The organism is Mesorhizobium sp. IMUNJ 23033 (assembly GCF_044778005.1).
GTDB lineage: Bacteria > Pseudomonadota > Alphaproteobacteria > Rhizobiales > Rhizobiaceae > Mesorhizobium > Mesorhizobium amorphae_A.
This window is the reverse complement of sequence record NZ_JBJACT010000005.1, coordinates 98,519-111,567: the sequence shown is the minus strand read 5'-3', so window position 1 is coordinate 111,567 and position 13,049 is coordinate 98,519. Positions and strand designations below refer to the sequence as shown.

The 13,049-nt window shown below is 62.8% G+C and carries 10 protein-coding genes; 6 read left to right on the top strand and 4 right to left on the bottom strand.

Annotated features, from left to right (window positions below; genetic code table 11):
* The first annotated feature begins 141 nt into the window (after window positions 1–141).
* Window positions 142–495 (top strand): gamma-butyrobetaine hydroxylase-like domain-containing protein, encoded by a 354-nt coding sequence (locus ACFX5Q_RS07695; RefSeq protein ID WP_404276698.1) that lies wholly within the window; start codon window positions 142–144, stop codon window positions 493–495.
* Window positions 496–564: 69 nt separating this feature from the next.
* Window positions 565–1,176: a pyridoxamine 5'-phosphate oxidase family protein gene (locus ACFX5Q_RS07690; protein WP_404276696.1), complete on the top strand. Its 612-nt coding sequence runs from the start codon at window positions 565–567 to the stop codon at window positions 1,174–1,176.
* 151 nt (window positions 1,177–1,327) lie between these two features.
* Here ACFX5Q_RS07690 and ACFX5Q_RS07685 read toward each other — a convergent pair whose 3' ends face one another.
* A complete protein-coding gene (locus ACFX5Q_RS07685; RefSeq protein ID WP_404276694.1) occupies window positions 1,328–1,780 on the bottom strand; it encodes a MarR family winged helix-turn-helix transcriptional regulator in 453 nt (150 codons plus the stop codon).
* Between the two features lie 47 nt (window positions 1,781–1,827).
* Here ACFX5Q_RS07685 and ACFX5Q_RS07680 point away from each other — a divergent pair, with 47 nt between their 5' ends.
* Window positions 1,828–2,739 (top strand): alpha/beta hydrolase, encoded by a 912-nt coding sequence (locus ACFX5Q_RS07680; protein ID WP_404276692.1) that lies wholly within the window; start codon window positions 1,828–1,830, stop codon window positions 2,737–2,739.
* Between the two features lie 3 nt (window positions 2,740–2,742).
* On the opposite strand, the gene ACFX5Q_RS07675 is transcribed toward ACFX5Q_RS07680, so the two are convergent.
* Window positions 2,743–3,138, bottom strand: a complete 396-nt coding sequence (locus ACFX5Q_RS07675; RefSeq protein ID WP_404276691.1) for a rhodanese-like domain-containing protein — start codon at window positions 3,136–3,138, stop codon at window positions 2,743–2,745.
* A gap of 480 nt (window positions 3,139–3,618) precedes the next feature.
* Here ACFX5Q_RS07675 and ACFX5Q_RS07670 point away from each other — a divergent pair, with 480 nt between their 5' ends.
* Window positions 3,619–5,502, top strand: a complete 1,884-nt coding sequence (locus tag ACFX5Q_RS07670) for a murein L,D-transpeptidase (RefSeq protein ID WP_404276689.1) — start codon at window positions 3,619–3,621, stop codon at window positions 5,500–5,502.
* 36 nt (window positions 5,503–5,538) lie between these two features.
* Here the strand turns inward: ACFX5Q_RS07670 and ACFX5Q_RS07665 are convergent, their stop codons facing one another.
* Together ACFX5Q_RS07665 and ACFX5Q_RS07660 are read right to left on the bottom strand one after the other, a co-directional pair.
* Window positions 5,539–6,012, bottom strand: coding sequence for a hypothetical protein (locus tag ACFX5Q_RS07665; protein ID WP_404276687.1), 474 nt, complete (start codon window positions 6,010–6,012; stop codon window positions 5,539–5,541).
* Window positions 6,013–6,115: 103 nt separating this feature from the next.
* A complete protein-coding gene (locus tag ACFX5Q_RS07660; protein ID WP_192181213.1) occupies window positions 6,116–6,373 on the bottom strand; it encodes a PepSY domain-containing protein in 258 nt (85 codons plus the stop codon).
* Window positions 6,374–6,804: 431 nt separating this feature from the next.
* Here ACFX5Q_RS07660 and ACFX5Q_RS07655 point away from each other — a divergent pair, with 431 nt between their 5' ends.
* Window positions 6,805–8,586 carry an adenylate/guanylate cyclase domain-containing protein gene (locus tag ACFX5Q_RS07655; protein ID WP_404276685.1) on the top strand — a complete coding sequence of 594 codons (1,782 nt, stop codon included), beginning with the start codon at window positions 6,805–6,807 and terminating at the stop codon, window positions 8,584–8,586.
* A 130-nt stretch (window positions 8,587–8,716) separates the two neighbouring features.
* Window positions 8,717–13,048 (top strand): cytochrome P450, encoded by a 4,332-nt coding sequence (locus ACFX5Q_RS07650; protein ID WP_404276684.1) that lies wholly within the window; start codon window positions 8,717–8,719, stop codon window positions 13,046–13,048.
* Window position 13,049 lies beyond the last annotated feature (1 nt).

Genomic DNA, 13,049 nt, shown 5'->3' with positions numbered 1-13,049 from the left:
CGCTCCAGCATTCAAGATAGCCGGTCTTGATCTTTGGTAACATTCCCTCACCGACATTGCGTGTCGGCTGGCCTGCAACGGCCTTTTCGCGTGTGGCGAAGCAGCGTAGGGAAGGGGGGACGCAACGCAGGAATGATCAGCATGACGGCGCCGAAGGAACTCCGGGTCTCGAAGGACCGCAAGCTGCTCACCGTCACCTTTCCGGATCACCGGCCGTTCGAACTGCCGGCGGAATTGCTGCGCGTAGCCTCGCCCTCGGCCGAAGTGCAGGGCCATTCGCCGGACCAGCGGGTGACCGTTCCCGGCAAGCGCAACGTCGCCATCCTCAAGATCGAGCCGGTCGGCAATTATGCCGTGCGCATCACCTTCGACGATTTCCACGACACCGGCATCTTCACCTGGAACTATCTGCATACGCTCGGTCATGAGAAGGACGAGCGCTGGAACGCCTATCTCGCCGAGCTGGCGGAAAAGGGGCTCAGCCGCGACCGCTAGTTTCATGCCGCTGTCGTCATGGCGTCATCGATCTGGAGTAGCGCCGGCAAAGGTTCGGAGACGAAAAACATGTCCGTCATCACCACGGTCGAACAGCTCGAAGCCCTCTATGGCCTGCCCGGCGAGGCGTCGGTGGTCAAGGAACTCGACCACGTCATCCCCGAATACGCGGCTTTTATCGAGGCCTCGCCTTTCGTCTCCCTGGCGACCAGCGGGCCGGAGGGGCTGGACTGCTCGCCGCGCGGCGATCTCGCCGGCTTCGTGCGCATCCATGATCCGAAGACGCTGATGATGCCGGACCGGCGTGGCAACAACCGTGCCGACTCGCTGAAGAACATCATCCGCGATCCGCGCGTCGGCCTGCTGTTCCTGGTGCCGGGCTCCGGCACGACGCTGCGTGTCAACGGCCGCGCCCACATCACCACCGATGCCGCGCTCTGCGCTTCGTTCAGCGTCGACGGAAAGCCGGCTCGCTCGGTCACCGTAATCGATATCGATTCGGTCTATTTCCAATGCGCCCGCGCCACCGTCCGCTCCGAACTGTGGAACCCGGCAAGGCATGTCGACCCGAAATCGCTGCCGACGCCTGGCCAGATCCTCGAAATCACCAGCCGCAAGAACATCGACGGCGAAGCCTATGACAAGGAATGGCCGGAGCGGGCGAAGAAGACGATGTGGTGAACTCCCCTGACGTGTGTTGGGATTCAGGTTCAGGCCGAGGCGAAAGCGGTGGGTTACGAGAACCGAAGCGGAGCGTACTTGAAGTACGTGAGCACCGGAAGCGCAGGAAACCGCCGTTTGCAGGCCGGCCTCACCTGAATACCGACACGCGTCACGCGTCCTTCAGCACTTCGTAAATCTTGCGCATCTGCTCGCCGATCAGGTCGCACTGCTCCGGCGTCGACTGGCTCATCGCCTTCTCGATCAGCGCCATATGGATCTTCAGCGCCTGCATCAGCAGGGCCTCGCCGTCATTGGTCAGCGTCAGCCGCAGCACCCGCTTGTCCTTCTCGTCGCCTTCGCGGCGCAGCAGGCCGCGCGTTTCGAGCTGCGGCAACAGCATGGTGATGTTGGAACGGCCGACCAGGAGCTTGCGGGCAAGATCGTGCTGCGACATGCCTGGATGGCGATAGAGGTTCATCAGCACGTCGAGCTGCGCAGGCTTGAGATCCAGCGGCGCCAGCTTCACCGCCAGCGTGCGCTCCAGCACATGGCAGGCGCGCGCCACCGCGACCCAGTTGCGAAAGCGCGGGTTGTCCCAGGGCAGGTCTTGCTTAATGTTCATGTTTGAACTATTATGTTCACGCTTGAACGAATGGATGGATCGCCACTATGGCATCATTTGGATTGAAGGTCATCCGAGGTGTGTTCGGCGCCGCCGAGCATGTGGCGCCGCGTCTGAGCGGCCGCGCCGCGTTCGAATTGTTCTGCCGCACGCCCAACGTCAAAGCCCTCAGCGACGGCGAGCGCCGCGCCGTCGACCGTGCGGCAGCCTTCATGACCGAGGCGCGCCATCACCGGCTGAAGACCAGGACGGGGTGCGTCATGGCGCATGAATTCCGGCCCGAGCCGGGCAGGGCGGCCCAAGGCACCGTGCTTGTCATCCACGGCTGGCGCTCACGCACGGAATATATGCGCGCGCTGATCGAAGGCTATCGCGGCGCCGGCTACAGGGTCGTCTCGCTCGACCTGCCGGGCCACGGCCAATCGCAAGGCCGCCGCCTGAACATGGTCAACGCGGTCGACGCTGCAAGGGTGGTAGGCGAATGGTTCGGGCCGTTCGCGGTAATCGTCGGCCATTCCTTCGGCGGTGCCGTCGCTGCCAACGCCGTCGCCGGTTCCGTCAAAGGCATCCAGCCGGTGGCGGCCGATCGGCTGGTGCTGATCGCAGCGCCGAGCTCGCTGCCGGCGATCTTCGACGACTTCAGCCGCATGCTCAATGTCGGCCCGCGTTCGCAGGTTGCCATGGCCGACCGGGTCGAAAAACTATCCGGCCGGCCGTTGCGCGAATTCACCGGTGATCGTCAGCTTGCCCAGGCGCCGGTGCCGACGCTGGTCATCCATGCACCCGACGACCGCGAGGTTTCCGCCGATCATGCCAGGCGCTATGCCGGCGCCGGCGATCATGTCAGGCTGCACTGGGCCGAGGGCCTTGGCCACCGTCGCATCCTCGCCGACAAGGGCGTGGTCGAGCACGCCGTCGGCTTCGTTGCCGGCGAGCGCGAGCCGGTAGCTCTGCACTAAATTCTATTTCTTCCTCAGCCCGGGCTCGACCGGCAGCCCGGCCGCCTTCCAGGCGGTGTAGCCGCCCAAGATGTGTTTGACCGGCGCAAGTCCCATGTCCTGCGCTGTCTTGGTGGCCAGCGCCGAGCGCCAGCCGCCGGCGCAGAAGAAGACAAAGTTTCTGCCCGACGCAAAGAACGGCTTATGGTAAGGGCTTTCCGGATCGATCCAGAATTCCAGCATGCCGCGCGTGACATGTTTCGCACCCGGGATCCTGCCGTCGCGCTCCACCTCGCGCGGATCGCGCAGGTCGACGAAGACAGTGCCCTCATCGTCGAGCAGCCCTGCCGCTTCCTCCGGCGACATCACCTCGATCGCGGCATTGGCCTCGTCGAGCAGCTCGCGATATCCTTTTTTCACCCGCACATCCTTCCCGACCGCTCGTTTTCGGCCGACGGATCTCCAGCACAATGACCGGCGTTTGTCACGCAGGGTCGGAGCCGGCCATTGCCTTCCATGCCGCCATTGCCCCGGCCACAGTCCGCATACCGAGCCCTGCGGCGGAAGATGGCGACTCCCCGATTCGGCAAGGCCGAGGAGATCGCCGGCATGGTCGCCTGGCTGGCGGGCCCGAGGCCGATTCGTCACCGGCGCCGCGCTGACCATCGACGGCGGCGCCAACGCCTGACGCAACCCGGTTTCAACCGGCCGGAGCAGAAACGAATTCGCTCAGACCGTCACAAACTTGTGAAACCGTTCTGCAACAGACCCTTCGAAATTTATGGAAGCTTAACGAAATCGGTATGAATCGGTATAGTCGCGCCTTACATCCGCCATGCGGTTGGCAAGATCGTCTAGCGGCGCGGAACGGGAACCGGTTGCAACCGGAGCGGGTGATCCATGAATATCTTCGGAAACAGAGCCGCCGTATTGCCGCTTGCGGTCGCGGCCACGCTGGTCATCGCCGTACCGCAGGCCAGCGCGCAGGGTCTGTTTGACATGCTTTTCGGCGGCGGTGTTCGACATAACCCGCAAGGCGAGTTCCCGCCGCCACCCAAATACAAGCCGCAGCCAAACCCCGGTACCGGTGGCGGTGGCGGCACCAGGATCAGCAGCCCGTCCTATTATACCTACAAGGCCGACCGGCTGGTGCGTGTCGACTTCGCCGCGCTGATGCCGAAACCGCAGCCCGCGGCACCGCAGGATGCCGCTTTCGTGCCGTCCGTCACCGGCAATGCTTTCACTGAGGCGATTGCCGGTCTCGGCGACTATGAGCTTTATGCCGAACCGGATGTCGCCAAGGCGCTGATCGCCTATTACTCGGCCAATCCGGATTTCATCTGGGTCAGCGGAACCGCTCCCAACAGCCGCGCGCAGGATGCGGTGCGGGTGCTTGGCGAGGCCGCGAGCTACGGCCTGACGCCGGCCGACTATACGGTCGACGTTCCGGCCACCGCCATGTCGTCAGCTACCCCCGACGAGCGCCTGAAAGAACTCGTCCGCTTCGAGATGTCGCTGTCGGCACGCGTGCTGCGCTACGCCCATGACGCCCAGAGCGGTCGCGTCGACCCCAACCGCATGACCGGTTACTATGATTTTCCACCAAAGCCGCTCGACATGGAAGGCGTGCTGAAAACGCTGGCGCATACGCAGGAAGTCCGCACCTATCTCGAATCGCGGCATCCGCAGAACCCTGAATACCAGGCACTGCGCGTCGAACTGGAAGCGCTCCAGGCCAGCGAGGAGAACGAGATCGTCGTCGATCCCAAGCTCTTGCTGAAACCCGGCGAGACCAGTCCCGAACTGCCCAAGCTGCTGACGCTGATCGCTCGCAATCTCGACGACGAGATGGGCGGCGACTATGGCGAGGTGCTGGCGAGACTCGGCAAGAGCGAGATCTATGACCCCGAGCTGGTGCCGGTCATCAAGGCGGTGCAGAAGCGGGCCGGCATGAAAGGCGACGGCGTCATCGGCCCGCGTACGGTCGCCTCGCTGGCCGGCACGTCCAAGGCCGACAAGATCGGGAAGGTGGAGGTAGCACTCGAGGAACTGCGCTGGTTGCCTTCCGACCTCGGCAGTCCACGCGTGTTCATCAACCAGCCGGCCTTCACCGCAAGCTATATCGACAATGGCGAGGTGAAGCTGAAGACCCGCGTGGTCATCGGCCGGACGACCAACCAGACCGCCTTCTTCTACAAGGAGATCAAGCAGGTCGATTTCCATCCCTATTGGGGCGTGCCGCAGTCGATCATCGTCAACGAGATGCTGCCGAGGCTGCGCAACGATCCGGGCTATCTCGACCGCGCCGGCTACGAAGTCACCGATTCGCGTGGCAAGCGCGTCCCGTCATCGGCGGTCAATTGGGGTGGCTACGGCGCCAACATCCCGTACAGCGTGCGCCAGCTGCCAAGCGAGGCCAACGCGCTGGGCGAGCTGAAGATACTGTTCCCGAACAAGCACGCCATCTACATGCATGATACGCCGCAGAAGTCCTTCTTCGAGCGCGACATGCGCGCGCTCAGCCACGGCTGCATCCGGCTGCAGGATCCGCGCGGCATGGCGGCGGCGGTGCTCGGCACCTCGGTCGACTATGTCGTCGAGAAGCTGAAGCACGGGCATTCGACCGAGAATGTGACGCGGACCATCCCGGTCTATGTCGCCTATTTCACCGCCTGGCCCGACATGTCCGGCAATGTCGAATATTTCGGCGACATCTACGACCGCGACACAAGGCTGATGCAGGCGCTCGACGCCACCGAAGCGGTCCGCTCGCCGGCGAGCTGAAGCCCCAAAGCCCGGCCGGAGGGTGCGCGACGCGACTTAGGCTCGCTCGAAGAGCGGCCGCTGGAAACCGGCGTCGCGGCCGGCAATCAGCCAATAGACCAGGCCGGCCACGACACCTGCCGCGCCGATGATACCCATATCGGCCCAGCGCTCCGGATTTTCCGATGCGCCCGGCCAGATCAGGGCGAATCCCGCGACCGCCGCGATGGCGCCGAACATCATGTGCAGCAGGGCATTGCGCAGCGAGAAGAACTCGGCGATCAGGGCAAAGACAAGCGTCTGCATCCCGGTCAATATGATCGTCAGGAAATAGATGAACATGCCGAGCGGCGGCACCAGCAGTGCCGCGATCGGGCTAACGCCCACGACGCTGAAATATTCTGGCGCGTTGGGCAGCGAACTCACCATGGCGTAGATCGCCACCACCGCGAACAGCCCCACCAGAACCGCCACCAGATAGCCGGCGAGCATCATCAGGACGCGCTTCGATACGTGCTTTACCACTGCCATGCACCCCCGTGCCCGCAATTATAGAGCCGCAGTCAGCCATCAAAGATGTGCCGGCGCAAGAGCATAGGGCGCCGTGCCATAGGTCTGCAGCGCGTTGGCGATCCTATTTCGTCTCGCCGGTCACGGGATCGTAGGAGATTTCGACTTTCGCCTTGTCGCTCGTATAGTAGGTGATGGTATAGACGCCGCTATCCCAGTCCACCTCCTTCACATAGTGGAAGTCGTTGCGCTGTTCGACCTTGGCGATGATCTCCGACAGCTTCTTGGCATTGGGCGGGGGCAGTGGTTTTTCGTCGGCCGCGAAAGCCGATCCACTCACGAGAAGAACCGCCAGGCTGGTCGCCAGAACAACGATGCGCATGAGTGCCCTCATTTCATGTTGGCGTGATGTGGGTTGGAAACTCGCTTCCAGGCCGGTTTGTTCCGGTGCGCCAAAGGTAGGATCGGATCGTTGCACCACCATTGTTTGCAATTGCGATCCGAGATCATCAAAAACCGTTCCCAATCGCTGCAGCTGCAATCTACGAATGCCATTGAATTTCAATGCGTAAGGACAAATGCCCTATCCGAGATCTCAGATAGCCAGCAGCTAACCATGGCGGAGCCGCGCTCTGCGATACATTAGCTGATCATGGTGGAGCTTTTGCCGTGACCCTGCTAGACTTCCTGCCATGACAGGTCGGTATCTGCGCGCCGGCCTGTCTGAATCTTCATTCAGCAACGCGGCGAAGCGCCCAAGAGCGGGCAATCGCCTGTGTTGGACAGGACCAGAAGGGACCGGGGGGCTCCATTATGGCTGAACGGAACTACACCCGTCAGCTGGCGACAATCATTTCCATCGATGCCGTTGGATTTTCACGGCTGATGGGTATCGACGACGAGTTGGCCGTCGCCGCCTTCGAGGAACGGCGCGACATCATCGCCGATAGCTGTGGGGCGTTTGGTGGCCGCACCTTCGGCGATGCCGGCGACAGCGTCATGGCCGAATTCGGCAGTCCGATCGAAGCCTTGCGTGCGGCCTTCGATTTCCAGGGCCGGATCGTGACGCTCAATGCATCGGCAGCGCAAGACATGCGCATGCCCTTTCGTGCCGGCATCAACACCGGCGACGTCATCGTGCGCGAAGGCCGCCTTTATGGCGACGACGTCAACATCGCCGCCAGGCTGCAGGAACTCGCTCCGCATGACGGGCTCGCCATCTCCGAGACCACCTGGCACCACGTGAAGGACAAGACAACGGCCGAATTCACCGACCTTGGCGAATTCATGCTGAAGAACATCGCGCTGCCGGTGCGCGTCCTGATCGCCGGCCGGGGCGGCAACGGCTCCGCGCCCATGGCCCAACTGGTCGCCATATCCTCGCCCCTTGGCCAGCAGAAACTCGCCCCCAAGGGCCCGCCGGCGATCGCTGTGTTGCCGTTTGCCGGCGACGGCGGCGAGCACGATGTCGGCTACATGGCAGACGGCATTGCCGAGGACATAATCTACGGCCTGTCCAACACCAGATGGCTTTCGGTGATCGCCAAGAGTTCCAGCTTCCAGTTCCGTGACGACAGCCTGGGGACGCGGGTGATCGGCAACGCGCTCGGCGCGCGCTACATCGTCAGCGGCACGCTGACGCGCAATGGCGGGCAAATCCGGCTCAACACGTCGCTTGCCGACACCTCGAACGGGCGGCTGGTGTGGTCGCAGCGCTTTGATCGCGACCTCGTCGACATCTTCAACCTGCGCGACCAGATCGGCAGCGAGATCGTCTCCATTCTCGACAAGGAGGTCGACCGGGCCGAGCAGGCGCGAACCTTCCAGGTGCCCTGGGAAAGCCTGGAGACCTGGCAATTGGTGCGGCGTGGCCGCTGGCACATGAACCGGCGCACCCGCGGCGACACCGAAATCGCGCTGGATTTCTTCGAAAAGGCCTATCGGGAAGACCCCAATTCGAGCGCCGTGCTGAATGAGCTCGCATGGTGGTATTTCTGGCGGGCGTGGCTGCGTTTCGGCGACAGTGACGATCTGGAAAAGGTCGAGCAATATGCTCGCAAGGCCTTGCTCATGGACAGCCTGGACGCACGCCCGCACGCCCATCTCGGCGCGATCGACATCATGAGGGGAGAGCCGCGGGCCGCGGTCGAGCATCTGGAGGAGGCGATCCATATCAATCCGAGCTTTGCCTTCGCAAGCTCGGCGATGGGCAGCGCCCGCCTGCTGCTCGGCGATGCCGCCGGCGCGATACCGTTCTTTCTCGGCGCCGAGCGATTGAGCCCCTTCGATCTCTACAGGTTCCACAATCTAGGGGAACTGGCGGTCGCCTACAGTTTCGTCGAGGACTGGCAGGCCGCCATCGCCATCGCGGATCGCTCGCTCAACCTGTCGCCTGGCTACTTCTACGCCAGGTTCCTCAAGATCGGTGCCTTGGCGCGCAGCGGCCGCACGGAAGAAGCCCGACGGGAGCTGGCCATTTTCACGACAAGGCACCCGGATTTCTCCGACCAGCGGGTGCGCTGGATACCTTTCGTCGACAAGGCGGCGAACGAATTCCTTATCGGCAATTTCGACGCGGCCAGGTCGGGCAAATGATTTGGCCGCTGACAAGTGGTAGAACAAGGGTGACTGTGAAGAACTTAACATACGCAGAGCCGAAGCAAACCTAGGCCATGGGGTTAGCCGGTATCGCAATGACGTGGACAGCCGGGGGGCTTGAACGCGCATGATCAAGATCAAGTATTTCACCGCCATTCTCGCCGCCCAGAAAAGCCAGCGTCCGGTGTCGGAAATGCCGCCCTTTGATCTCGAGCGGCTCCGTTCCAAGGACGGCCTGGCATCTCGCATCGCCGGCTATCTGTTCAGCGATCCCCGCTGGATGCTGGGGCTGCTGCGCCGCTTCTGGCCAAACCTTGCTTTCGGCAATTTCCTGCTGGTGACCAGGAATGCCGACGTTCGCGACATCCTTGAGCGCGGCGACGAATTCGAGACGCCCTATGGCCCCGAAATGGCGGAGCTGGCGCGGGGGTCGAACTTCATTCTCGGCATGCAGGACGGCGCCGCCTACCGGCAGATGAAATCGTCGGTGCTCAGCGCCTTCCCGCCGGCGGAGGTCGAGGCCATGGTCCGGCCGATCGCCGCACATCATTCCAAGGACATCATGACCCGGGCCAACCCCGGCTTTGACGCCATCTCCGGGCTGATGAAGATCGTTCCGGTGCGCATCTGCCGCGACTATTTTGGTCTCGAGATCGACGACGAATCGGAATTCGCCGACTGGGCGATCGCATTGAGCGCGCTGTTCTTTTCCGATCCGACGGCAAGCCCCACCACGCGCCAGCTTGCCGTGGTCGCGGGAGATCGGCTGATCAAGGTCATCGACCGCTCCATCGACGCGATCAGGCAGAGGGGAGGAAAGGACGAGCGGCCGCTGCCCAGGCTCGTCGCCCTTCTCGATCAAGGCCGCCTGTCGAAGCCCGATCTCCATTCGGTCATGCTCGGCATGATCGCCGGCTTTGTCCCGACCAACGTGCTGGCCGGCAGCAACTGCCTCGATGTCATCCTGTCCCGGCCGGACGCGCGGCGGGCGGTCGATGCGGCGCTAGCCGATGACGATACCGGCAAGCTTGACCGGGCGATCATGGAAGCCATGCGCTTCAAGCCGATCTGGGTCGGTCCCTGGCGCTATACCTCGCGTGACGCGACCATCGCCAGGGGCACGCCGCGCGAGCGCCTGGTGAAGGCGGGAACGGTGGTGATGCCGGCCACGCTGTCGGCTATGTTCGATCCCGAAGCGGTGCAAAACCCGAACGACTTCGACACCTCGCGTCCGCTTCGCGATTACATGGTGTTCGGCCACGGCATCCATTTGTGCATCGGCGCCGAGATCGCCAGGATTCAGATCGGCGAAAGCATTCGCGCCCTGCTCCAAAAGGACAGGCTGCGCCGGGCGCCCGGCAAGGCCGGGTGGATGACGAACCTCGGCGCTTATCCGGAAAGCCTCAAGGTCGATTTCGACCGGCCGGCGCTGTGCCGCACGGTCGATCATTCGATGGTGACGGTAGTCTGTCCGATCACACGGGGCGCATCGCTGGATGCCATTCGCAAAAGGGTCGCGACATTAGGCAATCCGGCCACGCAGGCAGTCGGCGAGGAACTCGACATTGCCGGCACCATTCATTTCACCAGCCTGGCCGTTGCCGGCACCGGCGAGACAGATGAGGCGTCAGGCCTTGAGAAAGGCGCCCTCGTTCTCGAAATCTCCGGCGACGGCAGCGCCGATGAGGTGATCGATGCCCTGGCGCAGGCCATTGGCCACCAGTTGCGGCCGATTTTCAAGGATTTCTGCGGTCTGCCCGAAGGCAGCGCGCTGAACGACTTCCTGCGCAAGCACAACGTCGCGATATCACCATCATTCGGCAGCGCCGCCGGTCTGGTGTTTTCGGGCACGCCCGGACATTCGGTCCGACGCATCCTGGCCGAAGCCGACCTCGCCGACGCGGTACGCGACATCGTCGAACGTCCACGTGCAGGCAATGGTGACGCCGCCGCGGTGCTTGCCGAGGCCCGCCAGCATGTCCGGTCGCTCGGAAAGTTCAGCTGGGCATTCGAGCCCGCCGAAAGCCAGCTGGAAAGGCCTCCGGGTCATTGGGGCCGTGCCCTCATGACTACCCTGCTGGTGCCACCGGTTTTTGCGACAGTGGCGGTCATCTGGGCTGCGTGCTGGTACATGACTTACAGTGTGGTGTTCGGCAGATCCATTGACATCAGTTCCCACGAAATCTCCTTCACCGCCATAGCCATAGCAGTCACTTCGCTTCTGTTGTCGGCGCTTGGACTGTTGGCAGCGGTGGCGCTGCTGTTGTTCTTGTGCTTGCTGGCGTTGCGGCGCATCGAGGACAAGGATCGGCCGGAAAACGCATCGATCGGAATATCTGCCTTGAACGAGATACTCGCCAAGGAGGACCATGCGGCGCAGAACCATCTGACCGCGATCTCGACGATGAAGGCCGGTATCTTGCGGACGCTAGCGCTCAGGTTTTCCTTCTACCTGATCTCGATAGCTGCGCAGAAGGTGTTCAAGCCAGGCTTTCTCAACACCATCAACACCATCCATTTCGCCCGCTGGGTGCTGCTGCCGGGCTCCAACAGACTGATGTTCTTCTCCAACTACGGCGGCAGCTGGGAGAGCTATCTCGAAGACTTCATTGCCAAGGCATCCGCCGGGCTGACCGGCGTGTGGAGCAACACCGTGGGCTATCCTCGCACACGCTGGCTATTCCTCGACGGCGCGCGCGACGGCGACCGTTTCAAGCGCTGGGCGCGGCGCCAGCAGGTGCCGACCCTGTTCTGGTATTCCGCCTATCCCCATCTCAACACCACGCGCATCCGCATGAATTCCCGGATCAGGCGCGGCATCGCTTCCGCCGTCGGCAACGAGGCGCGCGACTGGCTGAGCCTGTTCGGTTCGCTACCGCGTCCGATGAGCGAAAGAACCACCGTTCAAAAGACCACCTCGCTGCTGGCCAACATCAGCTCAGCCTTTCCGGCGCCTCTCGAGCAGCAACTGGAAACCGGCGAGATCCAGTCCCTCTTCTTCGGCCCGTTCGGCCCGCTTGGCTATGCGCATATGATTGCGATCGGAGTGCCGGACAAATTGCCGGCGTCCAAACGCCGGGCCTGGCTCGATTTCGTCATCGAACAGACGAGTTTCGGCGAAGGCAGGCCCGCCGGGCGAGCCATGACGGTGGCCTTTGGTCCCGGCGGTCTGCGGCAGCTTGGGCTCGACGCCGGCGCCGACGACGACGACGATCCGCTGAAAACATTCCCGATTGCCTTTCGCCATGGCATGGGCAATCCCGAGCGTGGGCGCATCCTGGACGACCGAAGCCGCGAAGCACCCGACGAATGGGAGTGGGGGTCGTTGAAGAAGCCCGTGGACGTGGTCATCGTCTGCTATGCGGAAAAACCGGAAAAGTTGGCGACCGAGATTGCCATCGTGAAACGAAAGACGACCGGCGCGGGGATGAAGGTCGTCGCTGAACTGCCGCTCGCCGTAAAGCGGGACCCGACCAACACGAACACGAAATCGTCGAATACGGCAAAACCTGACGACAAGTCGCAGCGCGGGCCTGCTTATGAGCACTTCGGCTTCGCTGATGGGATTTCGCAGCCGATCGTGCGGGGCACGACGCGCGCCAGCAGGGGCGCCGCGCCCATGCATCTGGTCGCACCCGGCGAGTTCCTGTTCGGCTACCGCGACGAGCACGGCTTCTATCCGGCCTCGCCCTCTGTAAGCGCCTCGCGCGATCGGAGCGGAATCCTGTCGCAGGTGCGTCGTAGTCGGCAGATTCCGGGCCTGCCTCCACCCCCGCGGGATTTCGGCCGCAACGGCTCGTTCCTGGTCGTTCGCCAGTTCGAGCAGCATGTCGACATTTTCAACGACTATTGCAAAAGGGCAGCGGCGAAGGTTGCTCACGAAACCGGCAATCAGTCCATGACATCGGAGTGGGTTGCAGCCAAGATGCTCGGCCGCTGGCAGAACGGCAGTTCGCTGGTGCGCAATCCCGATCATCCCGGTCGCGTAGTTGACAACAATTTCGCCATCGGCGCCGAGGATCCGCAAGGGCATCGCTGCCCGCTCGGAGCCCACATACGCCGTTCCAACCCGCGCGACTCGCTTGGTGAGGACCGCGAGACGGAGATCAATATCGGCAAGCGCCACCGCATCCTGCGCGTCGGGCGCACCTATGAGAAACAGGACAGTGAGAGTGGAAAGGCCGAAAAGGGGCTGCTCTTCATGTGCCTGAACGCCGACATCGAGCGCCAGTACGAATTCATCCAGCAGACCTGGGTATCGTCGACTTCCTTTCAGGGCCTGGTTGGCGAAAAGGATCCGACGATTGGTGCGCGCGACCAAGACGGGCACTTCACCATCCCGTCGTGGGAGAAGGTCACGATCCTCCGGGAAATCCCGCAATTCGTCACCACGAAGGGCGGGGGCTACTTCTTCATGCCGAGCCGATCGTCGCTGCGCTACCTGATATCGCGGCTCTGAT

What these genes read in the sequence shown, in the direction of transcription:
- ACFX5Q_RS07695 (WP_404276698.1), top strand. Translation starts at nt 142, where the DNA reads ATGACGGCGCCGAAGGAACTCCGGGTCTCGAAGGACCGCAAGCTGCTC.
- ACFX5Q_RS07690 (WP_404276696.1), top strand. Translation starts at nt 565, where the DNA reads ATGTCCGTCATCACCACGGTCGAACAGCTCGAAGCCCTCTATGGCCTG.
- ACFX5Q_RS07685 (WP_404276694.1), bottom strand. Translation starts at nt 1,780, where the DNA reads ATGAACATTAAGCAAGACCTGCCCTGGGACAACCCGCGCTTTCGCAAC.
- ACFX5Q_RS07680 (WP_404276692.1), top strand. Translation starts at nt 1,828, where the DNA reads ATGGCATCATTTGGATTGAAGGTCATCCGAGGTGTGTTCGGCGCCGCC.
- ACFX5Q_RS07670 (WP_404276689.1), top strand. Translation starts at nt 3,619, where the DNA reads ATGAATATCTTCGGAAACAGAGCCGCCGTATTGCCGCTTGCGGTCGCG.
- ACFX5Q_RS07665 (WP_404276687.1), bottom strand. Translation starts at nt 6,012, where the DNA reads ATGGCAGTGGTAAAGCACGTATCGAAGCGCGTCCTGATGATGCTCGCC.
- ACFX5Q_RS07660 (WP_192181213.1), bottom strand. Translation starts at nt 6,373, where the DNA reads ATGCGCATCGTTGTTCTGGCGACCAGCCTGGCGGTTCTTCTCGTGAGT.
- ACFX5Q_RS07655 (WP_404276685.1), top strand. Translation starts at nt 6,805, where the DNA reads ATGGCTGAACGGAACTACACCCGTCAGCTGGCGACAATCATTTCCATC.
- ACFX5Q_RS07650 (WP_404276684.1), top strand. Translation starts at nt 8,717, where the DNA reads ATGATCAAGATCAAGTATTTCACCGCCATTCTCGCCGCCCAGAAAAGC.